The sequence below is a fragment of the Nocardia sputorum genome (assembly GCF_027924405.1).
Lineage (GTDB): Bacteria > Actinomycetota > Actinomycetes > Mycobacteriales > Mycobacteriaceae > Nocardia > Nocardia sputorum.
Genome location: NZ_AP026978.1, coordinates 3670083 through 3695467 on the forward strand (window position 1 = coordinate 3670083; position 25385 = coordinate 3695467).

Below are 25385 nucleotides of genomic sequence, written 5' to 3' on the forward strand. Positions count from 1 at the left end.
TGGGCACGGACGATGCGCGAATCAGCGTGCGTCGGTCCCGGTCAGCACGCGGGAGTCGGCCGCGTCGTCCAGTCGCGCGACCTGCGGGTAGGTCGGATACTCGATGCCCGAGATGTACTGCACCGTCCGCACCACCTGGCACGAGTAACCGAATTCGTTGTCGTACCAGACATACAGAATCGCGGTGTCGTCCTCGACGATCGTGGCGTTGGCATCGATGATCGACGCCGCGCGCGAGCCGATGAAATCGCTGGAGACCACGTCGGTGGCGGCGGTGTAATCGAGGTTTCGGCTCAACGGCCCGGCGAGCGAAACGCGACGCAGGTACTCGAGCACGTCGCTCTTCGTCGTCTTGCGCTCGAGCTGCAGGTTCAGGATCGCGACCGATACGTCCGGGGTGGGCACGCGAATCGAGTTGCCGGTGATCTTGGCCTTCAGATCCGGCAGAGCCTTCGCCACCGCGGAGGCTGCGCCGGTCTCGGTCAGCACGAGATTGAACGGCGCGGAACGGCCGCGACGGTCCGCCTTGTGATAGTTGTCCAGCAGGTTCTGGTCGTTGGTGAACGAGTGCACCGTCTCCACGTGGCCCCGGATGATGCCGTATTCGTCGTCCATGGCCTTGAGTGGCGGGACGATCGCGTTGGTCGTGCACGAGGCGCACGAGAAGATCCGCTGCGACAGGTCCAGGCCGCGGTGGTTGACGCCGTGCACGATGTTCGGGACATCGCCCTTACCGGGCGCGGTGAGCACCACCTTCGCGATACCGGGGCGCAGATGCTGCGCGAGCCCCTCACGGTCACGCCACTTACCGGTGTTGTCGATCAGGATCGCGTCGGTTATCCCGTACGCGGTGTAGTCGATCGTCGTCGGATCGTCGCTGTAGATGAATTTGATCACGTTGCCGTTCGCGGTGATCGTGTCGTTGCCGGTGTCGACCTTGATCGTGCCGTTGAAGTGGCCGTGCACCGAATCCCTGCGAAGCAGCGACGCGCGCTTGGCCAGATCGTCGGGCCCTCCCCTGCGCACGACGACCGCACGCAGGTTCAGCCCGTTGCCGGACCCGGCCTTCTCGATGAGCAGGCGCGTGACCAGCCGACCGATGCGGCCGAAGCCGTAGAGCACGACGTCTCTCGGGCCCGGTGACTGCGCTTTGTTGCCGTCGGTCACGTCGGCCAGCACGGCCGCGGTGAACTCGCGGATCGAGAGGCCGCGATCGTCGGCGCGATAGGACATGACCAACTGACCGAGATCGATCTTGCACGGTCCGAGATCCAGTTCGCTGAGCACTTGCAGGAAGGGCAGGGTCTCGTCGACCGACAACTCTTCGCCCTCGATCTGCCGCGCGAAACGATGCGTCCGCAGGATGCTGATCACCGATTTGTTCACCAGCGACCGGCTGTGCAGCAGGATCGTGACGCCCTTCCTTCGATACAACGTGCCGATGATGGGAATCATCGCCTCAGCGGCGGCTTCCTGGGCGTTCCAGCGGTCAAGGTGTTCGGTAGCCAACGCACGTCCTCGCATTTTCTCGATTTGCTCGCGAATCGATGCTAGTGAGGGCCGTGATATCACCGAGGCCGGATACCCACCGGTGAGGTCGCGTCAGTTGGGGCGGCGGAACCGGATCAGGGCCGTGCCGCCGAGGACCATGCCGACCAGCCCGACCGTCATGGCCACGACGCCCCCGCCGAGACCGTTGCCGGTGCCGAGACCACCGTCGGCGGTGAGCACGACGAACCCGCCGACGACAATGCCGGTCAGACCGGCGACGGCGGCGATGACGGCGTCACTCGCCCGGGTGCCGAACCGACCGACGCGGGCCACGGCCAGCGCACCGACCACCACCCCCAGCACGGCGATCAATGCCGCTGCACTGCCTGCGAGACGACCGGCGCTCAGTGTTGTGACCGCGGCGGCAGCCGGCTGTGCCGATGCGTGCGCGGTCGCCGGGCTGACGAGTGCGAACGCTGCGAGCAGGGCTGCGGCGGAGAGAGGACGATGAACGGACACGAGGTGCTCCTTTTCCTGAATACCGACTTCGCCTCGATCATGTCCGTCGGAGCCGCCCGGGTCGTCCAGCGCAAGGAGACATTTCGTACTGCCCCCGATGTCGTATCCGACTACCTCGGACGTCGTGGCGGCCTGCCGGAGTACTGCGAACGCGGTAGGCGATAGATCATGCGTGCGTAGGAGTCCTCGGCGTGCGGATCCCGCTAGGGTGCACGCATGAGCAGGGAGCGGATCGCGGACTGGGCGATTGCCGTCGGCGTGGCCGCGATCCTGTTGTCCACCGGGCTGTCCCGGCAGCACTCACCCACGGATCTCGACCCGCTGGGCTACGCGTCGCTGGTCGGCGGCGGGCTGGCGCTGGCCGCGCGCCGATGGGCTCCGGTCGCCGTGCTGGTCATCACGGGGGCGTGCGCGCTGGGTTACCAAGCTGTCGGTTTCGACGTGCCTGCGGTCGCGTATCTGTTCGCCGTCTACGCCGCTGTGCGGGCGGGACATCGGATGATCGCGGCGGGGTCAGCGGTGATTTTGCTGGCGGGTCTGCCGCTCGCGGCGCTGGCCTCCCTGCACGACGTGGACGCGGCGTTCGCGCAAGCCAGAGGAGCCCTCGAACTGGCCTGGCTGATCGCGGCCGGTGCGGCGGGGGAAGCGCTGCGGCAAGCCGAACGGCGGGCCGACGAAGCCGAGCGCACCCGCGAGGAGACCGCGCGGCGGCGCGCCGGCGAAGAGCGACTGCACATCGCACGGGAACTGCACGATTCGCTCACCCATCAGATCTCGGTGATCAAGCTGCAGGCGGAGGTCGCCGTTCATCTGGCGCACAAGCGGGGGGAACCGGCGCCGGAGGCCCTGCTCGCGATCCGCGAGGCCGGTCGCGAGGCGGCGCGAGAACTCCGGGCGACGCTGCGGGCGCTGCGCGACGACGGTGAAACCCTCGGGCACGGACTCGATGACGTCCCGGACCTGGTGGACCGTTCCCGGCTGACCGGATTGGACGCCACGCTGACGGTCGAGGGACAACGGCCGGCCCTGCCTACGGCGGTCGACCGGACGGCCTACCGGATCGTTCAGGAGTCGCTGACCAACATCGCCCGGCACGCGGGCGCGGCGACGGCGTCGGTCCGGATCGGCTACCGCCCCGACGCGCTGGTCATCCAGGTCGACGACGACGGGAAAGCCACGCCCGGCGCCGCTGCGGTGCCGGGCGTCGGGCTGCTCGGCATGCACGAACGAGTCACCGCCCTCGGCGGGCGACTGCGGGCGTCGCCGCGCAGCGCGGGCGGGTTCACCGTCCACGCCGAACTTCCCGTGGACCGACCGTCATGATTCGTGTGCTGCTCGTCGACGACCAGCCGCTCATCCGCAGCGGATTCCGTGCGCTGCTGGACGCCGAGGACGACATCGAGGTGGTGGCCGAGGCCGCGGACGGCCGCGAGGGGGTGGCGCTGGCCGCACAGCATCTGCCCGACGTCGCGCTCATCGATGTCCGGATGCCGGTCGCCGACGGTATCGAAGCGACACGGCGCATCGCCGCGGACCCTGCGCTCGCCGGGGTGCACGTCGTCATCCTGACCAACTACGGCTCGGACGAACACGTCTTCCACGCGCTGCGAGCCGGGGCCGCTGGATTCCTCGTCAAGGACATCCAGCCGGAGGACTTCCTGCACGCCGTACGCGTCGCCGCACGCGGGGACGCCCTGCTCGCACCGTCGATCACCCGCAGGCTGATCGACCGCTACGTCACCCAGCCGCCGCAGACCAGCGCCGTCGCCGGATCGAGAGAACTCACCGACCGCGAGCGTGAAGCGGTCGTGCTGGTCGCCCAGGGTCTGTCCAACGACCAGATCGCCGGCCGCATGACGATCAGCCCGCTCACCGCCAAAACCCACGTCAATCGCGCCATGACGAAGCTGCACGCCCGCGACCGCGCCCAACTCGTCGTTTTCGCCTACGAATCCGGCCTGGTGACCCCGCGCGGCTCCGGACCGCTCTGACCGCGGCATCGGCTACCTGCTCGTTGTCGCCGCGCATCGGGAATCCTCTTGCGGTCCAACCGCTTCGAGGGCATGCGGTACTGTCCTGCGGACCCGTGCACCGGTGATCCCGCTGCGCGGGTGGTCATGTCGTACTCCGGAATCGAGGCAGGCTCATGAACCACAAGCTATGGTTGCTCGGCCGGTCGGTCACAGTTGGCGCTCACATCCTGGGCGAGAAGCTGATCCGGCCGAAAGCCCGGGACGTCGAGGACGTTCCGGTGTCCGGTGAAACCGTCACACCGCGGTGGCTGACGGCCGTCCTGTGCCGCGACGTCCCCGGAGCCGAAGTCGTCTCGTTCGAGACCTCGAACGGCAGCCGCGGAACGTCCACTCGCGTCGCGATTCGCGTCGGCTACAACGACGCCGGCACGCAGGCGGGCTTGCCCACCGAACTGTTCGCGAAGACCACGACCGCCTTCTCGCAGCGCATTCTGCTGGGTGGCGGGAAGATGATCGACGGCGAAACCCGCTTCTTCAGAGACTTCCGCCCGCAGGCCGACATCGAGGCTCCGTTCGGCTACTGGGGCGCCGCCGACCCGGCGTCCTGGCGATCGATCGCCCTCATGGAGGACATCGCCGCGACCCGCGGTGCGCAGTTCATCGAGCCGAACGCCCCGATCGCCCGCGATCAGATCGAAGATCTGGTCCGCAACCTCGCCCGGCTGCACCGCACCTTCTGGAACCATCCGTCGATCGCCGACCTCAAGACGACCACCGAGGCGCTGCAGGCATACCTTGCCGCCATCGACATGAAAAAACGTTGCGAAGTCGGTCTGCGCCGCGCCGCGGACGTGGTGCCTGCGACCCTCCACGGACAGGCCGAGCGGCTGTGGGCCGGTGTGGAGCGCGCGATCGACAAAGCGACGAGCGAACTGCCCCAGACCCTGCTGCACGGTGACCCGCACATCGGCCAGACCTACCGAACCGGCTCCGGGCGAATGGGATTCGTCGACTGGCAGGTGGTCATGCGGGGCGGGTGGGCGCACGATTTCGCCTATACCGTCAACTCGGGGTGCGAGCCCGAGGACCGACGCGCCTGGGACCGCGATCTGCTGGCGGCCTACCTGGACGAGCTCGGCAGCCTCGACGGTCACGCGCCCTCCTTCGACGACGCATGGCTGGCCTACCGGCAACAGTCGATGTTCGCCTACGCGGCTTGGGCGTTCACGATCGGCAGGGCGGCGTACCAACCGAAGATGCAGCCCGTGGAGACGTGCTTGACGCTGTTGAAGCGGATCACCACGGCTATCGACGACCACGATTCGTTGGACGCCCTCGGCGTCTGACGCCGGATTCTCGTGGCGGCGCGGCCGGGCAACAGTCCGGCCGCGCGTCCCGGACAGCGTGCCGCGAGGCGTATTCCCTCGCGCGGTGATGGATCGGATCCGTGCGCGCTATACCATCTACCGGTTCCGGCGCAGACCCGGAAACTCGCTCCGGTGCAGTGTCCGGGCAGGGAGCGGTGCTTCAGCAGTCAGCTAGTGCATACGAACCAGTTTGGAGTTTGCTCTTGAGTATGCTGGGATCTCAGGCTCCGGCGCAGTCGTGCCCGGTCGTCCACGGCTCGCCCGTCGATTCCGACGACCCACGGGTGCCCCTGTACTCGGCCGAGTTCGCGGCTGATCCCCACCATGTCTATCGCGAAATGCGCAGTCGCTACGGGTCATTGGCGCCGGTGGAGTTGGCGCCGGGCGTACCGGCCACGCTGGTGATCGGCTACAGCACCGCGGTGCGGATCCTCAACGACCCCGAGCACTTCCCCGCCGATCCACGCGCCTGGCAGCAGAACATTCCCGCCGACTGCCCCATCCTGCCCCTGCTGGAGTGGCGGCCCATGGCCAGTCGCAGCACCGGGACCGACTTCACTCGCTACCGCGGCGCGATCACCGCGGCCATCGATGAGGTCGACCTGTATGCCCTGCACGCCGTCGTGGAGGGCGTCGCCATCCCGCTGATCAACTCCTTCTGCCAGGACGGGTCCGCCGACCTGATCCGCCAGTACGTGTTCCCGCTGGTGTTCGAGGTGGTGAACTATCTGCTCGGCTGCCCCCCGGAGATCGGCGGGCAAGTGGCCGCCGGCACGGCTGCCCTCCTCGAGGGTGTCGACGCCGAGAAGGGCAACCAGATGCTCGGGGAGGCTCTGATGAGCCTCGTGACGCTCAAACGCGCCGAACCCGACCGCGACATCACCTCGGTCCTGCTGCAGCATCCCGCCCGGCTGAACGACGTAGAGGCCTCGCACCACGTGTCACAGGTCTACGGCACCGGGATCGAATTCCAGCTGAACCTGATCGTCAACACCCTGCTGCTGATCCTCACCGACGAGCGCTACGGCGACAGCATTCTCGGCGGCAACCTGTCGTCCCGCGACGCCATCGATGCGGTCTTGTTCGACGACCCGCCGCTGGCGAACCTGCTGATCACCTACCCCCGCCATCCGATCCTCATCGACGGCGTCTGGCTGCCCGCACACCAGCCCGTCGTCATCAGCATGGCCGCCTGCAACAACGATCCCGCGATCCGCGCAGGCGACCTGACCGGCAACCGCTCCCACCTGGCGTGGGGCCTCGGCCCGCATGCCTGCCCGGCGCGGTCCCTGGCCTACCTGATCGCGCAAGAGGCCATCGACCAGCTTCTCGACGCGCTGCCGGAGATCCGACCGAACCTGCCCAACGGGACACCCAGCTGGCGACCTGGGCCCTTCCACAGGGCCCTGACCGAACTGCCGGTCACCTTCCCGCCGACCGCTCCGCTGAACATCTGACGGTCCGCCCCGCAACCGGTCCGACCAGCCTGATGACCTTCTGCTCTGTCGGTGCCCCCGTCGCCGTCGAATGATGATCGACGTAGCGAGCACGCCGCCGGAGTGGAAGGAGACACATCATGACCACCGCGCGGACGATCATGCGGGCCGACGTGCAACACATCAGTGTGCGAGACACCATGGAGGCAGCCGCCCAGCGGATGCGGCTGCTCGATATCGGCGCGCTGCCGATCTGCGACGGCGAAGGCCGTCCCGTCGGCATCGTCACCGATCGCGACATCGTTGTGAAGGTCGTCGGCGTCGGCGCGAATCCGAAGACCACCACCGCCGGAGAATTGGCGCAGGGCGCCGATCGACTGCACACCGTCGAGATCGACACCGAGATGAACGACGCGCTGGTGCTCATGGAGCAGCACCGGGTCCGCCGGCTCCCGGTCACCGACCACGGCGTGCTGGTCGGCATCATCACCGAGGCCGATCTGGCCCGCCATCTGACCGGAGCCACCGTCGGTGAGTTCGTCGAGGCGGTCTGCGCCGCCAACCTGCCGGCGACCGGGAACGCATCGGGCAGCGAGGCTACCCGCTGATCCGCTGCTGCGGGCACAGCAGAGCCTAGGGCTCGTTGTCCTCGCACGGCTCCGGCCCGAGCGGCCCGGTGCGGTTGGCGGTCAGCATCCGCACGGCCGCCGTGCGCAGATCCGGACGCGCACGCCGGGACGTCAGCTCGGCCAAGCAGATCTCACCGACCATGGCGACCTTCATCCGCGAGGCGGCGTCCGGGTCGGGCCACCCGGCGGCGACCATGTCCGGCCGCCCCACCGCGATGAACAGCTCGTGACGGCGGCGGATCTCCTCGCGCAGATCCGGATCGGTGCGCGCCTGGACCATGAACGCCTCGGTGCCACGGGCATCGAGGCAGGCATCCAGGAACGCGTCCAGGCTGGGTGCGATCCGTTCGATGCCCGGCGGTATCCCGGCCAGCGCCGCGGCCACCGACTGTGACAGCGCGTCGAAGAAGCGGCGGTGCAGCGCGATGACGTAGCTGCGGCGGTTGACGAAGTGGTGGTAGAAGGTGCCCTTGGCCATCCCGGCCTCCTCGACCACCGCGTTGATCGAAAGACGGTGCAGCCCTTCGCGTTCCGCTACCACGGTGCCCGCGATGAGCAGTGCCGTGCGACCGGGGTCGGCAATGACTGTCATGTTTCCGAATTCTCCCCACTCTTTCTGAAAAGGCTAGTGTCGGGCACCGGCCGCACCTACGCTGTGACCGATCGGTCGGTCGAAGCCTAACCGGGTTCGGGATGGTCCATCGGGTCATCGAGGACCGATCTGATTCAGGGCGACCCTGGGGGTTCGAAATGTCCGCTGAGTTTAAATTGGCGAGCGGCGATGTGGTGCCACTGACGTCGAACGCGCGTTATCGCGTATCGATCGACGACCTGCTGCCCGCGGACTCGCCGCGGTCGAACGGAGAGGATCGCCGGCATATCGCGCGGCTGGCCGAGAGCGACACCGAATTGCCGCCGATTCTGGTGCACCGCAGCACGATGCGCGTCATCGACGGAATGCATCGGTTGCGCGCCGCGCAATGGCTCGGACGCGAGCACATCGAGGTCGTGTTCTTCGACGGAACACAGGCCGAGGCTTTCCTCCGTGGCGTCGAACTGAATACGACGCACGGGCTGCCGTTGACGCTCGCGGATCGGAAAGCGGCGGCCGAGCGGATCATCGAGACTCTGCCGGAATTGTCCGACCGCGCCATCGCGTCCACCACGGGGTTGTCGGCGCGCACGGTGGCCACGATTCGACAACGTTCGACTGCGGAAATTCCGCAGTCGAACATCCGCGTCGGCGCCGACGGCAGGCGCAGGCCGTTGGACCGCGCCCAGCGCAGACGCCGCGTCGCCGAGCTGCTGGCCACCTCGCCGGACATGCCGTTGCGCGCGCTGGCCGCCGCGGCGGAGGTGTCCATCAGCACGGCGCACGCGATCCGGAAACGTCTGCGCGAGACGGGGTCCCCCGAGCACGACAACGCCGCCGACCAGCCCGAGGGCAGCGCGCTGCTGCTGCAGCAGCTCACTCGCGACCCGGCCATGCGGCACAGTCAGCAAGGCCGCGACCTGCTGCGCTGGTTGCACACCCACTCGATGCAGCGCGAGGTGTGGACCGCGTTGGTGGCCACCGTCCCTCCGCATTGCATCCCGGCCGTCGCCGAACTCGCCAGCCGCAACGCCAAGGAATGGCGGGCGCTGGCCAGCTACATCGATTCCGGCGCCACCGAATAGCGCCGCCACAGCCGCGACGCACGGCCGGAATCCGAGAAGAGGTCATTCATCATGCTTGCTGGTCTCGCACGCCTGGCAGTCGGGCGACCGCGATCCATCCTCTATGGCGCGCTGCTCATCGGGATCGTCTGCGTCGGGCTGGGCTGGTCGGCGCCCGCCCACCTGAAATCCGGCGGCTACCTCCCGTCCGACACCGAATCCGCCGAGGTCGCGACGTTCCTCAGCCGCGAGTTCCCCGGCGCCGCACCGAATCTCGTGCTGCTGGTCACCGCTCCGGAAGGACTCGACGGCCCGGCGGCGCGCACGGTCGGCGAACGTCTGGCCGGGGACCTGCGTGGCCGCAGCGAGGTCGACGCGGTCCAGTCCTACTGGGAACTTCCACCGGATCTGCGGCAGGGCCTGCGCGGCAACGACGGCCGCGAGGGCCTGGTCCTGGCCCACGTCACCGGTGACGACACCGACGCGCCCACACGGGCCGGCGCCATCGCCGATCAGGTGAGCGGCGATTTCGACGGCGTCACCGTGCGGGCGGGCGGCCAGGCGGTGGCCTTCGACGAGATGAGCCATCAGATCGTCACCGACCTGCTGATCACCGAGGCGATCGCGATACCGCTGACGGGTCTGGCGTTGATCCTGGTCTTCGGCAGCCTGACCGCGGCGCTGATCCCGCTGGCGGTGGGCGTGTTCAACATCTTCGCGACCCTGCCGATCCTGCGGCTGCTCACCGAGGTCGGCGACGTATCGATCTTCGCGCTGAACATGATGAGCGCCCTCGGTTTCGCGGTCGCGATCGACTCCAGCCTGTTCATGGTCAGCCGGTTCCGCGAGGAACTCGCCGCCGGACACGACACCGGTTCCGCGGTCGCGCGCACGGCGCGGACGGCGGGTCGTACCGTCCTGTTCTCCGGGGTGGTGATCGCGCTGTCGCTGTCGACGTTGCTGGTCTTCCCGCTGTATTTCCTCCGGTCGCTGGCCTACGCGGGGCTGGCCGTGCTCGGGGCGGCCGTGTTCACCACGCTGCTGCTGGTGCCCGCCGCGCTGGCACTGCTCGGGCCCCGCGTCGACGCACTCGACGTGCGAGCATTGCTGCGCCGCCGGTCGCGTCCCGCTCCGGTGGAAGTCACCGAAACCCGCTGGTATCGCGCGGTGCTGCTGGTGATGCGCCGCCCGGTGGTGTCCGCGGTGGCGGTCGTCGCGCTGCTGCTGGTGCTGGGGTCGCCGTTCCTGTCCGTCCGGTTCGGCGCCGCCGACGACCGGGTCATCGCCGGGGCGTCCAGCCACGAGGTCGGCGACGCGTTGCGCACCGGCTTCCGGGAGAACGCCATGGCCGGAGTGCTCGTGGCCGTGCCCGCATTCCGGGGCGGCGACGCCGAGATCGCCGCCTACGCCGAGCGTTTGTCGCGCGTGCAGGACGTCACGTCGGTGCTGTCCGCGGCGGGCGTCTACACCGGCGGGCTGAAAGTGGCCTCGGCGCCGCCCGGTATGCGCGGCGACGCGGGCACGTATCTGCGCGTGGGCACCCGGCTCGACCCGTACTCCCCCGCCGCGATCGAGCAGCTCCACCAGGTGCGCGCGGTCCCCGCTCCGGGCCGGGCGCTGCTCGGTGGCGCGGCGGCCGAAAGCGTCGACGCGCTCGACGCGCTCGCGGCGAAGGTTCCCCTGGCGATCTTCGTGATCGCGCTCTCGACGGTGGTGGTGCTGTTCTTCTTCACCGGCAGTGTGCTGCTGCCGATCAAAGCGCTTCTGCTCAACACGCTTTCGCTGGCGGCGACCTTCGGCGCCATGGTCTGGGTCTTCCAGCAGGGGCATCTGTCGGATCTGCTCGGTTTCACCCCGACCGGATATCTCGTGCCGACCATGCCGATTCTGATGTTCTGCATCGCCTTCGGCGTCTCGATGGACTACGAGGTGTTCCTGCTGTCCCGGATCCGGGAAGAGTGGCTGGCCTCCGGCGACAACACGCGTGCGGTGGCGACCGGCGTCGCCCGCACCGCGCGCATCTTCACCGCGGCCGCCTGCCTGATGGCGATCGCTTTCGCGGGGATGGTGACCTCGCACGTGTCGTTCATCCAGCTGTTCGGTCTCGGCCTGACCCTGGCGGTGCTGAGCGACGCCACGTTGATCCGCGGCGTGCTCGCGCCCGCCTTGATGCGCATGCTCGGCGCGGCCAACTGGTGGGCGCCGCGCCGGCTCGCCCGCCTGCACGACCGTATCGAAATCCCCGAGACCAGCGCCGTTCTCGAACCAGTACCCAAGTAGTGCGATAGGACGAACATGGCGAAATTCCGCACAGGTGTGATGGATTCCGGTGTCTACACCCGGTTCTCGCCCGATCTGCAATTTCGCGGCAGCCGCTCGGTGGCGATGGCGGGCGGGGCGGACTCGCTCTGGGTGACCGACCATCTGCCCTCGATCCTGCCCGCCTCGATCTGGAAACCGCGGCACGTCGGCATCACCCGGCTCGCGCCGCACGCCGACGGCATCTACGAACCGTGGACGGCGCTGGGCTACCTCGCCGCGCAGAACCGCTTGGCGCGCCTGCGGCTCGGGGTCGGCGTCACCGACGCCGGCCGGCGCAATCCCGCGGTGACCGCGCAGGCCGCGGCCACCCTGCATCACTTGAGCCGGGGCAGGGCGATTCTGGGCATCGGCACCGGCATCCGGGACAACAACGAGCCCTACGGCGTGGACTGGACCGCTCCGGTCGGGCGGTTCGAAGAGGCGCTGGCCACCATCCGGGCGCTGTGGGACTCCCACGGCAGCCTGGTGAACAGGGACTCGCCGCACTTCCCGTTGCGTGACGCGGTCTTCGACGTGCCGCCGTACCGCGGCACCCGCCCGGAGATCTGGGTCGCCGCAGGGGGCCCGCGGATGCTGCGGGCCGCCGGGCGTTACGCCGACGTATGGTTCCCCGGCTTCGCGCAGCGCCCGCACGAGTACCGGCATCGCCTGGAGCTGGTCCGCGCGGCGGCCTCCGACGCGGGCCGCGACCCGTTGTCGGTCGCGCCCGCCGCCGTGTTCAGCGTGCTCACCGCGACCCGCCCCGCGGAGGTGGACGCCTTGGTCGAGAGCGTCGGCGCGCGGGCGCTGACCCTGTGCGCCCCGGGTGAGATGTGGACCAGGCACGGCGCGACCCATCCCCTGGGCGAGGATTTCACCGGCCTGCAGGACTACCTGCCGCAGACGTTGGACGAGCGCACGGTGCTGGACTACGTCGAGAAGGTCCCGCCGTCGCTGGTGCGCGAATTCTGCCTCACCGGGACGCCGGAGGAGATCGTCGAGCAGGTGGCGGACTGGCGCGACCACGGTCTGCGCTACGCCGTGCTCATGAATCTCAGCGCAATTCATCCGAACATCACGCACGGGATGATTTCGAACGCGCCCCTGGTGGCGACATTACGCAAATTGAAGAAACTGTAGTGCAACGCAATTGACGCCCGAGTGGCATGCGCAATAACATGACCATTCGAGCGAAGAAGCTCGTCAGATATTTTTGCTGCTGCGGTCGGGGGGCTCAGCAAGGTCCCGCATTTCAGGCCAGGAGAAACAATGGTCGACATTGCAATAGTGGGTATCGGCTGCCGTTTTCCAGGCGGCGTATTCGACCCGGACAGTTACTGGAATTTCCTGCTCGGCAAAGGCGACGGGATCGTCGATATACCGCCGGACCGATGGAGCGTCGAAAAGTACTACGACCCGGATCCGGATGCGCCGGGGCGTATGTACACCCGGCGCGGCGGATTTCTCACCCAGCCGCTGTGGGATTTCGACGCCGATTTCTTCGGCATCGCCCAGAAGGAGGCCGCCATCCTCGACCCGCAGCAGCGGCTGCTGCTGGAGGTGACCTGGGAGGCGCTCGACGACGCAGGCATGGCGGGCCGGGTCTCCGGTCACCGCGTCGGCGTCTACGTCGGCGGCTTCATCCTCGACAACGTGCTCGGGCGCAGCGGGCCGCTGGTCCGCTCGGCGATCACCAGCCACACCGCGATGAGCGCCTCGCACACCTTGCTGTCCAACCGGATCTCCTATCTGCTCGACCTGCACGGCCCCAGCCTGACCGTCGACACCGCGTGCTCGTCGTCGCTGGTGGCCACGCATCTCGCGGTGCAGGCGATCGCCAACGGCGAATGCGAGATCGCGCTGGCCGGCGGGGCGAACGCGATGCTGCAGCCGGAGACGTTCATCTCGATGTGCAAGGGCCGGTTCCTGTCGGTCGACGGCCGCTGCAAGACCTTCGACGCCGCCGCCGACGGGTACGGCCGCGCCGAGGGCGCGGGCGCGGTGCTGCTCAAGCCGCTGGATCTGGCGCAGCGCGACAACGACCGCGTCTACGCCGTCATCCGCGCGACGGGCGTCAACCAGGACGGCCGCACCATGGCCATCCCGGTGCCGAATCCCGTCGCGCAGGAACAGCTGGCCCGCCAGGTGCGCGACGACGCGGGCGTGGCGGCGCACGAGGTGAGCTATCTCGAGGCGCACGGCACCGGCACCGCGGTCGGCGACCCGATCGAACTGTCCGCGCTGGGCGCGGTGTACGGCGCGGTGGACGGCCGCGGCGAACCGGTGCCGGTCGGCTCGGTGAAGAACAACTTCGGGCACACCGAGGCCGCGGCCGGAGTCGCGAGCCTGATCAAAGCGGCGCTCACACTGCATCACCGCACGGTCGCGCCCCAATTCGAGCTCCGCACACCGAATCCCGAGATCAAGTTCGACGAGCTTCGACTACGGGTTCCGCTCCAGCCCGAACCGCTGGCCGCGGCGCCGGGCAAAGGCGTGGTCGCGGTCAACGGCTTCGGGTACGGCGGCACCAACGCCCACGTCATCCTGGTCGAAGCACCACCGAGGGCCGCCCGGGCCGAGGACGAGCGCCCGGTGCCGAAGGTGCTGCCGATCTCCGGCCGCCACGAGACCGCGGTCCGGGCGCTCGCCGACGAACTCGCGCACGCGCTCGACCGCCATCCCGCCGACGCGGTCACCGCGGCCGCGTGGACTCGGCGCGCCCATCACCCCCTGCGGGTCGGCTTCGCCTACGACGACGCCGACGATCTGCGCGGCCAGTTGCGCGCCTTCGCCGCGGGCGAGGGCCGGGTTCCGTCCCGGGTGATCGGCGACGGCGAGGTCGAGCCGGTCTTCGTCTTCAGCGGTATGGGCCCGCAGTGGTGGGGCATGGGCCGCGAACTGCTCACCACCGACAGCACGTTCGCGAAGGTCGCCAGAGAGATCGACCGCGAGTTCGTCTCCATCGCGGGCTGGTCGATCCTGGACGAGATGCTCGCCGACGAGGCCGGCTCGCGGATCATGCGCACCGCCTACGCCCAGCCGGCCAACTTCGTGCTGCAGGCCGCGCTGACCGCCGAATTGGCCGAGTACGGCGTGTATCCGGCGGTGGTGCTCGGGCACAGTGTCGGCGAAGTCACCGCCGCGTACGTGTCCGGCGCGCTGTCGCTGCGGGACGCGCTCACCGTCAGCTACCACCGCGCCCGGCTGCAGGCGACCACCGCGGGCACCGGCGGGATGCTGGCCCTCGGCATGTCCGAGAACGAAGCGCGGGAGCTGCTCGCCCGCACCGACAGCATCTCGATCGCCGCGGTCAACAGCCCCGGCGCGGTCACCCTCGCCGGCGACAGCGGGGACCTCGAGTTGCTGCGCGACACCTTGTCGGCCACCGGCACATTCGCGCGCAGCCTCCGGGTCGAGGTGCCCTACCACAGCCATTTGATGGACCCGATCCTCGACGATCTGCGCGCGGCGCTGAGCCAGCTCGCGCCGCGGGACGCGAAACTCACCACGTACTCCACGGTGACCGCCGCCGAGATCGCGGGCGCGGAATGGGACGCGGACTACTGGTGCCGCAACGTCCGGGAACCGGTCCGGTTCGCCGACGCCATCGGCGCGCTGGTCGACGCGGGCCACCGGGTCTTCCTCGAGGTGGGCCCGCACCCGGTGCTCAGCGGCAACATCCGCGAGATGCTGATCCATCGCGGCGTGATCGGCGCCGCGGTCACCACGCTCTCGCGCGATCTGCGCGACCGCAACAACGTGCTGCGCGCCGTCGCGGATCTGTATGTCGCCGGCTCGCTGGACGGTTCGACCGTGCCGGGCCGGCCGGACTCGGTCGTCGAGCACCTGGACCTGCCCGCGTACCCGTGGCAGCGCAAACGGGTCTGGCACGACGAACCGGTCACTTTGCTCGATCGCCTCGGCACGCCGGACGGCTACGCGCTGCTGGGCGACCGCACCGCCGCGGCGAACCCGGAATGGGAGGTGCAGCTGTCGGTCTCGCGGTTGCCGTGGCTGCGCGACCACGTCGTGGACGGGCATGTGGTGCTGCCCGGGGCGGCCTATCTCGACGCCGCGCTCAGCGCCGCCGTCGAGCGCACCGGGCGCACGAGCGTCGGCCTGGAGTCGGTGGAGTTCGTCGCGCCCCTGGTGATCGACGAGCACGACGTCCCGGTGCTGCGGGTGAGCGTCGAGGAGTCGACCAAGCGCTTCCAGATCCGCTCGCGCTCGGCCACCGCCGCCACCTGGACGCTCAACGCCCACGGCAGGCTCATCGAAGCCGACTTCGCCGCCGCCGTCGTGGAGGTCGAGGCCCCGGAGCACGCCGCCACCGTCGCGGGACCGGATCTCTATCGCGGCTTGGCGGCTCGCGGCCTGGACTACGGGCCTGCCTTCCAGCGCATCGTGTCGGCCGTCGTCGGCGCGGACGCGGTGGTCGCCTCGCTCGCACCGGTCGAGGAAGCCTCGCCGGTCCGGCACCTGGCCCATCCGGCCCTGGTCGACGCCGCGCTGCAATGCGTCGCCGCGCTGGCCGCGGATACCGACACCGGCGTGGCGATCGTGCCCGCCGCCATCGCCCGGGTGCGGCGGCTGGGCCCGCTGCCCGAACGCCCGCGGGTCGTGGTGACCCGGCGCGGGATGGACCCGCTGCGCGCCGACATCGCCGTCGTCGGGGAGGACGGCGAGGTGGCCATGCGACTGCTGGGCGTCGAATTCCGCCCGGTCAGCGCGACTGTCGATGCCATCCATCAGCTGGAACGCGTGTTCTACCAGCCCATCTGGGAGCTCGTCGAGGCGCCGTCCGGCGCGCGTCCGGCCGAGGCGGAGATCGTGGTCGCCGTGTGCGTCGGCGCCGACGCGGCCGACCGGGCGACCGCGCTGCTGGGCGACCGCGCCGACCGCACCGTCGTGCTCGGCGACCCCGACGCCGACGACAACGACGAGCGCCTGCGGCTGGCGTTGCGCTCCCCCGACGGCGAGCCGATCGCCGAACGCATCCGCGTGGTCAGCGTGTTCGGCGCGGCGTTCGACGCCGCGCGCAACGTCTACTGGCTCGCGCGCGTGGCGAACGCGATCGAGCATCTGCTCGCCGACGCGCCGCACGTCCACGTGCACGGCGTCGTGGTCACCGAGAACGCGCTGTGCACGCCCGCCGACAGCACCGCCCAGGTGTCACACGGCGCACTGGTGGGTGCGCGGCGCGCCCTGCTGAACGAGCAGCCCGCCGCGGGCTGGCGGCTGGTCGACGCGGACCCGCGGGCCACGACGCTCGCCGACCTCGTTCTCGCCGACGACGTGCTCGACGAGATCGGCGTGCGCGGAGCCGACCATTGGGCGGTGCGGCTGGACCGCAATTTCGGCACGCACCTCGAGCAGCGCAACCGGGCCACCCCGCTGCCGGACCCGGAAGCCTCGTTCACGGTGGAGATCCCCAAGTCGCGGCTGATGTCCGACCTGGCCTTGCGCGAAACCGAGCGCATCGCACCCGGTCCCGGCGAGATCGAGGTCCGGATGGAGACGGCCGGGCTCAACTACAAGGACGCGATGAAGGTCATCGGCGTGCTCACCGAAAAGGAGCTCGCGGGCACCTATTTCGGCACGACGGTCGGCATGGAGGGCTCCGGTGTGGTGGAGCGCGTCGGGCCCGGCGTCACCGGCGTCGCGGTCGGCGACCGGATGATGGTGTGCGCTCGCGACATCCTCCGCAAGTACGTGACGATGCCCGTTGACGCGGGGGCCACCATGCCGCACGACCTGCTGCCCGGAGCGGACTACGATCCGCTGACCTGCGGGTCCGGCTTGCCGTTCCTCACCGCCGAATTCGGCCTGCGCACGCTGGCTCGCCTGCGGCCCGGCGAGACCGTGCTCGTGCACGGCGCGGCGGGCGGCATGGGCATGGCCGCGGTGCAGGTCGCGCTGGACATCGGCGCCACGGTGATCGCGACCGCGGGCACGCCCGAGCGGCGGGCGCAGGTGCGCGGGCTCGGCGCGCAGCACGTGCTGAACTCGCGCTCGGCCGACTTCGTCGACGAGATCGCCGAGCTGACCGGCGGACGCGGCGTCGACGTCGTCTACAGTTCGGCGCCCGGCGAGATCCTGCGCCAGAACTTCCGGGTGGCCGCGGAATTCGGCCGCGTGGTCGACATCGGCAAGGCCGACATCTACACCGGCGGGGTCATCGATCTGGAGCCCTTCGACCGCAACCTGACGTTCTTCTCCGTCGACATGGACCGTGCGCTGGCCCACGACCCGGAACTGCTCCGCGCGCCGATGCGGGCCAGCCACGCGGCACTGCGCGCGGGACGGTACCAGTACCTGCCGTACACGGCCTATCCGGTGTCGGAGCTGGCCGCGGCATTCGAGTCGGTCGCCCGATCCGACCAGATCGGCCGAGTGGTGCTCGACCTGCGCGAGGAACGCCCGATGGTGCGCCCCGCGATCGCCCATCCGCGCATCGACCCGGACGGCTGCTACCTGGTGACCGGCGGTTTCGGCGGGTTCGGCTCGGCCACCGCCCGCTGGCTGGTCGCCGAGGGCGCCCGGAAACTGGTGCTCGTCGGCCGCAGCGGAGCCGCCACACCGCAGGCCCGCGAGCAGGTCGCGGCGTTCACCGCGGCGGGGGTGACGGTGATCGAGGAGCGGGTGGACGTCGCCGACTACGCCGCGACCGTCGCGCTGGTGGACCGCATCCGGTCCGTGGGGCCGCTGCGGGGCATCTTCCACGCCGCAGGGGTGGTGAACAACCTGCCCGTCCCGCAGATCACCCGGGAGTCGCTCGACGAGTTGTTCGCGAAAGTCCGCGGAGCGCAGCATCTGGACCGGGCGGTCGAGGCCGCGGGCATCGAGCTGGACATGTTCGTGCTGTACTCCTCGATCAGCGCGCTGGGCTGCATCACCCCGCAGGTCGGCTATGCCGCCGCCAACGCCGCGCTGGACGCGCTCGCGGCCCAGCGGCGGGCACGCGGCGCCGCGGCACTGGCGGTGAACTGGGGCTTCATGAGCGGCGGCGGCATGGCCGACAAGACCGAGGCGCTGGTGGACTACGTCAAGTCGATCGGGTTCCTGCCCATCGACATGGACCGCGCCACCGCCCTGCTGCGCGAATGCCTGACCCTCGACAGCGCCCAGGTCGCGGTGGCCGACATCGACTGGACGGTGTGGTCGCGGGTGGCACGGCCGTCCACCGACACCCGGCGCTTCCGCCAGTTGCTCGCCGATATCGGGGTGACCGGTGAGGCCGGCGGCACGCTGCGCGCGGAGATCCTCGCACTGCCCACCGAACAGCGCGCCGACTTCGTCGCCCAGCGCCTCGCCGACCAGCTCGCGGTGGTGCTCGGCGTGGACACCGACGCCATCAACATCGACGAGCCGGTCACCGACCTCGGCATGGACTCGCTCATGGCGATGGAATTCGGGGCCCGCACCGAGAAGGAGCTCGACGTCAAGATCTCCGCGCTCGAACTCAGCAGGGGCCTGTCGCTGCGCGGCATCGGCGCCAAGGTGGTCACCCAGTTCGCCGAGCCCGCCGACGCGCAGGCCGCGGCATGAAAGGAAGCGACATGTCCACCGAGTTGATCGCCTACGCCGACATCGACACCGTGCTGGGCCACCGGGACGGGCGGTTCTTCGGCGAGGGGTACAAGCGGATCACCCACCGCATCTTCGACATCACCGTCGACCGCGACGCGGAGGACCGTCCGCGGCTGACCGCGACGGCGGGGGTGCACTATCCGCTCGACTGGTCGCGCAAGAGCACCCGGGTGCTGGTCCCCCATGTCAGCAGCATCGACTGCTCGATCTTCGGCTACCGGCTGCTCGAGGTGATCCTGCGCGAGTGCTTCGGGCTCACCGACAGCGAGATCCGGTCGTGCTGGGTGCCTTTCGTCCAGTTCAGCAGCGGAACCATCGCGACGGAGTCGCTGGCGGAATTCGCGATCAGCGCGACGGTCGTCGCGGTGGAGGGCAACACGATCAGCATCACCGGCGCGCTGGGCGGCGGCATGAGCCTGGAAGCCACCGTGGCGCTCCCGGCGCCACCGCGCCCGCCGCAGACGGCGAGCCGCACGGTGCACGAGACCGGGCGGGGATATTTCCACGGCGGGGTGTACGCCCGCGGGCAGTATCTGCGCAACGTCGTCGTCTCCGACGGCGGCAGCCGCGCACAAGCCGATTTCGCTCTCGTGGAGGCGGATCCGGCGGGCCCCTGGCATGGTGTCGCCGACGCCTACCAGCCTTCCGTCACGCTGGTCGACGCGACGGTGATCCTGGCGCAGCTGTCCCAGGTCGTGCTGTACGAGCTGGACAACATCGCCCGCAAGGACAGCGAGACCTTGTGGATGCGCCGGATGACCGCGCGCGCGTCCGCTCCCCCGCCGCCGTCCACCTCCGGCACCGCGACCACGCGCATGGCCCGCTCGATGGTCCTCGCCTTCGGCGGCGGCGACTGGCGCATCTCCAGCTGGGCCTCGGACTTCGCGGGTTGCGAGATCCGCTACGACCTCGCGCACCGTCTGCCGGCCTGACCCGCGCATCCCCGAACACCGAGAAAGGCACTTCCATGTCGGGAAACAACTATCGACGCATCGTCATCTCCGGCACCTATTCGACCGGGAAGACAACGACCTCCACGGCGCTGTCCCTGCTCACCGGCATTCCCCGGGTGGACGCCTCGTCCGCTCGCGAGGTGGTCACCGAGCTCTATCCTGGCATGCGGTTCCAGGATCTGAGCACCACCGAACTGATGGCGCTCGGCTTCCGCAGGCTGGAGTTGCGCATCCAGGCCGAGGCGATCCTCGATGCCCAAGGCGGATTCATCGCCGACGGCTCGGTGCTCAACGAGTGGGTCTACGGCACCACGCGGCTCATCACCGGCCCCAACCCCGGCTCCGCCCGCTGGCACAAAGCCGTCAAGAACACCCTCACGCTGCCCGGCCGGCCGTTCTACCGCCGCTATCTCAACGCCTACGGCGACATGGCCCGGCAGCGGGCCCGGCAGAACTACGACATCTTCTTCCATCTTCCGGTGGAGGTGCCGATGGACCCCGACGGCCACCGGCCGGTCGACGAGCGCTATCGCGCCATCTCCGATCGGCAGCTGCTGCACGCGATCAGCGAACTCGGGCAGCCCGTGGTGACGGTGCGCGGCACCCCGGAACAGCGCCTGGAATCCATCGTCTCGATGCTCGACATCCCCACCGTCATGGACATCGATGTCGCGGTGAAGGAGGCGATGGAGATCGTGCGCAGCAGCCGTGAGCGCGTCCAGGAAACCATCGTCGCCCAGCAACAACCGCCCACTCTCGGCCGCAAGATCAAATTCGCCACTCGCGTTTAGGAGCACGCCATGACCGTCCTGCTGGACAAGACCAAGCGCTACAACCCGATCGACTCGTGGTTCTACGACAACTTCATCTCCGAGGCGGTGCGGGAGATGACCCCGACCCTGTTCGACGACATCGTCGCCCAGCTCGACGACGGTGCGCAGGTGCTCGACGTCGGTTGCGGCGGCGGGCAACTCGCGGTCGGCCTGGCCACCACGGGGACCGCGCTTCGGCTGACCGGTATCGACCTCTCCCCGCAACAGGTGCGCAGGGCGCGCAAGCGCGGCGCGGCGCTGGGCAGCCGCATCCAGTTCCGGGAAGGATCCGCGATGGACCTGCCGTTCCCGGACGGCGCCTACGACGCGGTGATCAGCTCGGGTTCGATCAAGCACTGGCCGAACCAGCGCAAGGGGCTCGCGGAGATGCTCCGCGTCTTGCGGCCCGGCGGCCTGTTGCTGGTGATCGAAGCCGATCGCGGCTGCACCTTCGAGGACGCGCGCGCCTTCGTCGACCGCTGGAAGCTGCCGCAGCCGATGGCGCGGGCCTGCCTGCCGTTCTTCCGCACCTACATCGCCGGCTACGGCCTCGATCTGGAGGACGGCCGCGACCTGGTGGCCGATCTCCCGGTCACCGACGCGACGGTGCGCCGCATCCCCGGCGAGCCGGGGATTCAGATCACCGCGCGCAAACGAGACGAGTGAGCACCGGCCGCCTCGGCGAATCCGGCCGGTAGCCGGCCGGGCGGTGGCACGGCCGAGACGCCGCCCGGCCCGGCTCGGCAGCCAGGACGAACGGATGAGCACCGGCGGGGTGGGCGCTCACGAGCGCCGCGGGCGCAGCGGTTTGCGCGCGGCCTCCTCCAGCACCTGGTCCTGCCGGTCGGCGGGCACGAGGGCGCGGATGTCCTCGCGCGAGCCGATCATCAGTTTCTGCAGGATCGAGGCCATCTGGGCGTCGACGGTCTTGTAGGAGCTGCCCCGCCGGGCGGCGATGGCGGTGTTGGTCCAGCCCGCCGCCGCCAGCACGGCCACGTCCTGTTCGGCCGCCGACAAGTCCTCCCAGTGCGAGGGCCGGTGGCGCCGGACCGGATGCTCGACGGGCAGCCGGTCCAGCGACAGGTTGCCCAGCGCCAGCTGCGCCACCTCGCCGAGTTCGGGACGCAGCAGCGCGCCCTCCCGCTCCGCCTCCGCGAAGACGGTTTCGCCCAGGACCGCGCGGGCGGTGGCGGCGGCGATGTCGGTCTCGACGGCGAACGGGCCGAGATTGGCGATGTCGACACCGATGCGCTCCCGCAGCGTCGCGCCGCCACCGAGCAGGCGCGCGACTTCGCGCGCCTGCTCCGTCACCCCGCCGGAACGTTCGCCGTCGGTGTCGCGGATCATGCGCGCTACCGCCCACGCGCGAACATGAACGGCCCAGACCACGCCCCATTGATCGCGGATCTCCAGCTGGGTGGTCAGCGCCGCCTGCGCCACGGCGAGCGCTTGCCGCGGGTCGCCGTGTTTGGTCAGCGCCATCGCCCGAGCCAGTCCGACCCAGGATGCCGCCCATCGCGCGCCGGAGCGCTCGGCGTGCTCCAGATGCCGCCGGGAGATCTCCAAGGCCTGCGCGGATTCGCCGAGCAACGCGGCGGTCAGCGCTTCGAAGAGTTCGCTCATCGCGGCCCCGCCACGATCCCCTGCGGCGGAGAACTTCTCGCGCGCGCGGGCCAGCACCGCCAGCGCGCGCACATCGCGGCGCACCAGCATCAGCTCGGCGCCTCTGGCGAATTCGACCGGGGCGGGCAGATCGAGATCGCGGTCGTGCTCCCGCCAGCCCGTCCGGGCGGCGGGGTCGGGCACGCACAGCGCGACGCACTCGTCGAGCATGCGATCCGCGTCGTGGTGCAGGCCCTGGCACAGGCTGATCCATGCGATCAGCGACATCGCCGTGACCTGCAGCGACACCGGCTGCGGATCGAGGGCGCGGCTGACGGCCAGCGTGCGCTCGGCCCAACGGCGCGGTTCGCGCAGCGAGCCGGTGAGAAACGGGCTGCGCAACGCGATCAGCCCGGCGGCGATCTCCAGCCCGACGGCGGCCTCCTCCGGCGTGGCGAGGCTGCCCGCCATGGCGCACAGCAGGTTGTCCCAGGCCGCGCGCGCCCAATCCAGCAGATCCTGTTCGCCGGGGCCGAACCATTCGGCTCGGGCCGCGACGACCTTGTCGCGGTAGTAGCGGCGGTGCCTGCGCACCAACCGGTCCCATTCGCCGTCGTGTTCGGCCAGCCGCTGCTGGGCGAACAGGCGGACGCTCTCCAGCAGCGAATACCGCACCGTGGTCGCGGTCAGGTGCACCGAGACCAGCGATTGATCCGCCAGGCGCTCGAGCAGGCCCTCGATCTCGGCGCGGGCCACACCGCCCGGCTCGTCGTCGGCGCAGACCGCTTCGATCGCCTCCAGCTCCGCGCCGACGTCCGCCGCCGCCGGGTCCGCGTTCTCGTGATCGACGTCGTAGCCTGCCGCGAACACCGACAGCCGGTCGAACAGCAGCCGCTCCTTGTCCCGGCACAGGTCATAGGACCAGGCGATGACGTCGCGGATGCCCTGGTGCCGCGCGTCCGCGCCGACCCGGGGACCGTGCGACCAGCGCAACCGCCGGTCGCTCGCCTCACCGCTGAGATCCCGCAGGATCATCGGCAGCGGCTGACGCAGCAGCCGCGCGGCGGCCAGCCGGATGTAGAGCGGATGGTTGTGCACGTGGCGGCAGACCGCCACCGCCAGCTCGGCCTCGTCGTCGGCGACGGTGTGCCCGGTCAGATCGGCGCGGGCGCGAAACAGGGCCAGCGCCTGGTCCCGCGACAGCGCGGGCACCGGCACCAATTGCTCGTCGACCCAGCCGATCGCCTCCCGGCTGGTGGCCAGCACGGTCAGACCCGGCGCCGCTTCCAGCAGATCGGCGATCACCCGCCCCGCGCCGTCCAGGACGTGTTCGCAGTTGTCCATCACCAGGATCGTCTGCAGGGTGCGCCCGACCGCGTCGCGGCGGCGCAGCGTGTCCAGCACCGCCTCCCACGCCGAGCGTCCGGAGAAATCGACGTCGATCAGCGACCGCGCGACCTGCTCCTCGACCGCCGCCGCGTCGGCGCCGCGCGACAGCACTGCCAGGCGCACCCAGTGCACCGGAACGCGCCGGGCCTTGTGAAACCGGTGCACGGCTTCGGTCGCCAGCCGGGTCTTGCCGATGCCGCCCGCGCCGATCAGGGTGACCAGGCGGGTTCCGCCCAGCAGCGCCATCCCGATCTTCTCCAGCTCACGCTCGCGCCCCACGAAATCATTGGCGGTCGCGGGTGGGAATCCCGGACTCGACGCACGTCCTACCGACACAACAGGGCAGCGTAGTCGGGTCGCCCGCGAAGATTCGCAAGTCTCTACCGATGTGCGGCACCCACCTATACGCGGAGCATTGCGCTGGCGCGGTAGTCGATGGCACGGCCGGAAGGACACGACGGTGGGACAGATACTCGTACTCGGGGCGGGCGAATGCGGATTACCCCTCGCCCATCGACTGCTGCGCGGCGGGCGGCCGGTCACCCTGGTGACCGACCGGGACGCCGAGGCGCTCCTCGCCGGCACCGTGACCAGCACTCAGGTCAAATTCTCGCCGACGCAGGACCTCGAAGCGGATCTGGGCCTGGGTTACTGGCGCTCGATCGCGCCGAATATCGAAGGCATCCGGTTCACCATGGCCGTCGACCGCACGACCGTGGTCACCTGGGCCGGACGGTTCACCCGTCCCGCGCAGAGCGTGGATCAGCGGACGGTGTTCGCCCGCTGGCTCGGCGAGTACCTGGCCGAAGGCGGCGACCTGCGCATCGCCGAGCCCTCCGTCGCGGAAATCGAGCAGAGCGCCGCCGACTACGACCTCACCGTCGTGACCCGCGCCGGTCGTGACCTCGCCGGCTGCTTCGAGGCCGACCCGGCGTGGCCGACGCCCGCCGTGCCGCTGCGCCGGCTTGCCGTGCTGTACCTGGACGGTGTCGAGCCGGACCCGGAGGGCCTCGGCTCCTACACCGCGCTCCCCGGACACGGTGAAGTGATCTCCTATCCCGGCCTGACGGGACGGCCGGGGCAGGAACGCCGTTGCGAGATCCTGCTTTTCGAGGCGCTGCCCGGCGGTGTGCTGGACGTGTTCGACCAGCACAGCACGCCCGCGCAGCGCTGGGCACAGGCCGAGCGGCTGCTGGAGGCGCACCTGCCCGCCGAACTCGCCGAGCGCTACCGGCGCGCCCAGCCGACGGATGCCGGGGCGACGCTGGTGGGCGCGGTGACGCCGGTCATGCGCCGTCCGGTCGGCGCGCTGCCGTCGGGCAGGCCGGTGCTGGGCGGAGGCGACGTCGTCTGCCGGATGGACCCGGGCGGCGCACAGGGCGCCAACAACGCCGTGCACTGCGCGATCCGCTACGGCGAGGCGATCCTGCACGACCCGGACGGCACCTATGACCGCGCGTGGATGGAGTGGGCGGCCGCGCCGTGGCTGACGGCCGTCGCCCACCCGGCCGCGCGGTGGACGGCGACGGTGCTCGATCCGCCGCCCGCCATGCAGGAGATGATGCTGGCGGCCCAGCACGAGCCGGCGCTGGCCGACGCTTTCGCCGATACCTTCGCGCGACCGGCGAACCTGGCCCGGCTCACGGCGAAAGCGGCGTCCTGACCGG

18 protein-coding genes are annotated in these 25385 nt (G+C 69.9%); 14 read left to right on the forward strand and 4 right to left on the reverse strand.

The window, feature by feature from the left end; translation table 11 throughout:
* Nucleotides 1-21: 21 nt before the first annotated feature.
* Together QMG86_RS16685 and QMG86_RS16690 are read right to left on the reverse strand one after the other, a co-directional pair.
* Nucleotides 22-1455 carry a glyceraldehyde-3-phosphate dehydrogenase gene (locus tag QMG86_RS16685; protein WP_434085691.1) on the reverse strand — a complete coding sequence of 478 codons (1434 nt, stop codon included), beginning with the start codon at nt 1453-1455 and terminating at the stop codon, nt 22-24.
* Nucleotides 1456-1602: 147 nt separating this feature from the next.
* Nucleotides 1603-2010, reverse strand: a complete 408-nt coding sequence (locus tag QMG86_RS16690; protein ID WP_281880649.1) for a DUF6223 family protein — start codon at nt 2008-2010, stop codon at nt 1603-1605.
* Here QMG86_RS16690 and QMG86_RS16695 point away from each other — a divergent pair.
* From QMG86_RS16695 to QMG86_RS16720, 6 genes are all read left to right on the forward strand, one after another.
* Entirely contained in the window at nt 1999-2175 is a 177-nt protein-coding gene (locus tag QMG86_RS16695; protein ID WP_281880650.1) for a hypothetical protein, read from the forward strand. The genes QMG86_RS16690 and QMG86_RS16695 overlap by 12 nt on opposite strands.
* Before the next feature lie 51 nt (nt 2176-2226).
* Entirely contained in the window at nt 2227-3333 is a 1107-nt protein-coding gene (locus tag QMG86_RS16700) for a sensor histidine kinase (RefSeq protein ID WP_281880651.1), read from the forward strand.
* Nucleotides 3330-4001, forward strand: a complete 672-nt coding sequence (locus tag QMG86_RS16705) for a response regulator (RefSeq protein WP_281880652.1) — start codon at nt 3330-3332, stop codon at nt 3999-4001. The genes QMG86_RS16700 and QMG86_RS16705 overlap by 4 nt, the downstream gene beginning before the upstream one ends.
* A gap of 155 nt (nt 4002-4156) precedes the next feature.
* The gene (locus tag QMG86_RS16710) at nt 4157-5329 is read left to right on the forward strand and encodes an aminoglycoside phosphotransferase family protein (protein WP_281880653.1); all 1173 of its coding nucleotides are present in this window, start codon (nt 4157-4159) and stop codon (nt 5327-5329) included.
* Between the two features lie 230 nt (nt 5330-5559).
* Nucleotides 5560-6807, forward strand: a complete 1248-nt coding sequence (locus tag QMG86_RS16715; RefSeq protein ID WP_281880654.1) for a cytochrome P450 family protein — start codon at nt 5560-5562, stop codon at nt 6805-6807.
* Between the two features lie 119 nt (nt 6808-6926).
* On the forward strand, nt 6927-7394 hold the full coding sequence (locus tag QMG86_RS16720) for a CBS domain-containing protein (protein ID WP_281880655.1): 468 nt from the start codon (nt 6927-6929) through the stop codon (nt 7392-7394).
* A 25-nt stretch (nt 7395-7419) separates the two neighbouring features.
* Here the strand turns inward: QMG86_RS16720 and QMG86_RS16725 are convergent, their stop codons facing one another.
* Nucleotides 7420-8007: a TetR/AcrR family transcriptional regulator gene (locus QMG86_RS16725; protein ID WP_281880656.1), complete on the reverse strand. Its 588-nt coding sequence runs from the start codon at nt 8005-8007 to the stop codon at nt 7420-7422.
* Between the two features lie 158 nt (nt 8008-8165).
* Here QMG86_RS16725 and QMG86_RS16730 point away from each other — a divergent pair, with 158 nt between their 5' ends.
* The 7 genes from QMG86_RS16730 (at nt 8166) to QMG86_RS16760 (ending at nt 21393) form a co-directional block, all read left to right on the forward strand.
* Complete coding sequence (locus QMG86_RS16730) at nt 8166-9092, forward strand: ParB/RepB/Spo0J family partition protein (protein WP_281880657.1); 927 nt, start codon at nt 8166-8168, stop codon at nt 9090-9092.
* 51 nt (nt 9093-9143) lie between these two features.
* Nucleotides 9144-11351 (forward strand): MMPL family transporter, encoded by a 2208-nt coding sequence (locus QMG86_RS16735; RefSeq protein WP_281880658.1) that lies wholly within the window; start codon nt 9144-9146, stop codon nt 11349-11351.
* A gap of 15 nt (nt 11352-11366) precedes the next feature.
* Nucleotides 11367-12512 carry an LLM class flavin-dependent oxidoreductase gene (locus QMG86_RS16740; protein WP_281880659.1) on the forward strand — a complete coding sequence of 382 codons (1146 nt, stop codon included), beginning with the start codon at nt 11367-11369 and terminating at the stop codon, nt 12510-12512.
* Nucleotides 12513-12641: 129 nt separating this feature from the next.
* On the forward strand, nt 12642-18920 hold the full coding sequence (locus tag QMG86_RS16745) for a type I polyketide synthase (RefSeq protein ID WP_281880660.1): 6279 nt from the start codon (nt 12642-12644) through the stop codon (nt 18918-18920).
* Nucleotides 18921-18931: 11 nt separating this feature from the next.
* The gene (locus QMG86_RS16750; protein ID WP_281880661.1) at nt 18932-19894 is read left to right on the forward strand and encodes an AvrD family protein; all 963 of its coding nucleotides are present in this window, start codon (nt 18932-18934) and stop codon (nt 19892-19894) included.
* A gap of 35 nt (nt 19895-19929) precedes the next feature.
* Complete coding sequence (locus tag QMG86_RS16755) at nt 19930-20706, forward strand: ATP/GTP-binding protein (RefSeq protein ID WP_281880662.1); 777 nt, start codon at nt 19930-19932, stop codon at nt 20704-20706.
* A 9-nt stretch (nt 20707-20715) separates the two neighbouring features.
* Complete coding sequence (locus QMG86_RS16760) at nt 20716-21393, forward strand: class I SAM-dependent methyltransferase (protein WP_281880663.1); 678 nt, start codon at nt 20716-20718, stop codon at nt 21391-21393.
* A gap of 117 nt (nt 21394-21510) precedes the next feature.
* On the opposite strand, the gene QMG86_RS16765 is transcribed toward QMG86_RS16760, so the two are convergent.
* Nucleotides 21511-24054 (reverse strand): helix-turn-helix transcriptional regulator, encoded by a 2544-nt coding sequence (locus QMG86_RS16765; protein ID WP_281880664.1) that lies wholly within the window; start codon nt 24052-24054, stop codon nt 21511-21513.
* Between the two features lie 124 nt (nt 24055-24178).
* On the opposite strand from QMG86_RS16765, the gene QMG86_RS16770 reads away from it, so the two are divergent.
* Nucleotides 24179-25381, forward strand: a complete 1203-nt coding sequence (locus QMG86_RS16770) for a styrene monooxygenase/indole monooxygenase family protein (protein ID WP_281880665.1) — start codon at nt 24179-24181, stop codon at nt 25379-25381.
* Nucleotides 25382-25385 lie beyond the last annotated feature (4 nt).

Excerpts from the sequence above, each read along its gene's own strand:
- QMG86_RS16735 (WP_281880658.1), top strand. The coding sequence starts at position 9,144 with ATGCTTGCTGGTCTCGCACGCCTGGCAGTCGGGCGACCGCGATCCATC.
- QMG86_RS16685 (WP_434085691.1), bottom strand. The coding sequence starts at position 1,455 with ATGATTCCCATCATCGGCACGTTGTATCGAAGGAAGGGCGTCACGATC.
- QMG86_RS16725 (WP_281880656.1), bottom strand. The coding sequence starts at position 8,007 with ATGACAGTCATTGCCGACCCCGGTCGCACGGCACTGCTCATCGCGGGC.
- QMG86_RS16760 (WP_281880663.1), top strand. The coding sequence starts at position 20,716 with ATGACCGTCCTGCTGGACAAGACCAAGCGCTACAACCCGATCGACTCG.
- QMG86_RS16700 (WP_281880651.1), top strand. The coding sequence starts at position 2,227 with ATGAGCAGGGAGCGGATCGCGGACTGGGCGATTGCCGTCGGCGTGGCC.
- QMG86_RS16705 (WP_281880652.1), top strand. The coding sequence starts at position 3,330 with ATGATTCGTGTGCTGCTCGTCGACGACCAGCCGCTCATCCGCAGCGGA.
- QMG86_RS16695 (WP_281880650.1), top strand. The coding sequence starts at position 1,999 with ATGAACGGACACGAGGTGCTCCTTTTCCTGAATACCGACTTCGCCTCG.
- QMG86_RS16740 (WP_281880659.1), top strand. The coding sequence starts at position 11,367 with ATGGCGAAATTCCGCACAGGTGTGATGGATTCCGGTGTCTACACCCGG.
- QMG86_RS16715 (WP_281880654.1), top strand. The coding sequence starts at position 5,560 with ATGCTGGGATCTCAGGCTCCGGCGCAGTCGTGCCCGGTCGTCCACGGC.
- QMG86_RS16710 (WP_281880653.1), top strand. The coding sequence starts at position 4,157 with ATGAACCACAAGCTATGGTTGCTCGGCCGGTCGGTCACAGTTGGCGCT.
- QMG86_RS16720 (WP_281880655.1), top strand. The coding sequence starts at position 6,927 with ATGACCACCGCGCGGACGATCATGCGGGCCGACGTGCAACACATCAGT.
- QMG86_RS16745 (WP_281880660.1), top strand. The coding sequence starts at position 12,642 with ATGGTCGACATTGCAATAGTGGGTATCGGCTGCCGTTTTCCAGGCGGC.
- QMG86_RS16755 (WP_281880662.1), top strand. The coding sequence starts at position 19,930 with ATGTCGGGAAACAACTATCGACGCATCGTCATCTCCGGCACCTATTCG.
- QMG86_RS16750 (WP_281880661.1), top strand. The coding sequence starts at position 18,932 with ATGTCCACCGAGTTGATCGCCTACGCCGACATCGACACCGTGCTGGGC.
- QMG86_RS16730 (WP_281880657.1), top strand. The coding sequence starts at position 8,166 with ATGTCCGCTGAGTTTAAATTGGCGAGCGGCGATGTGGTGCCACTGACG.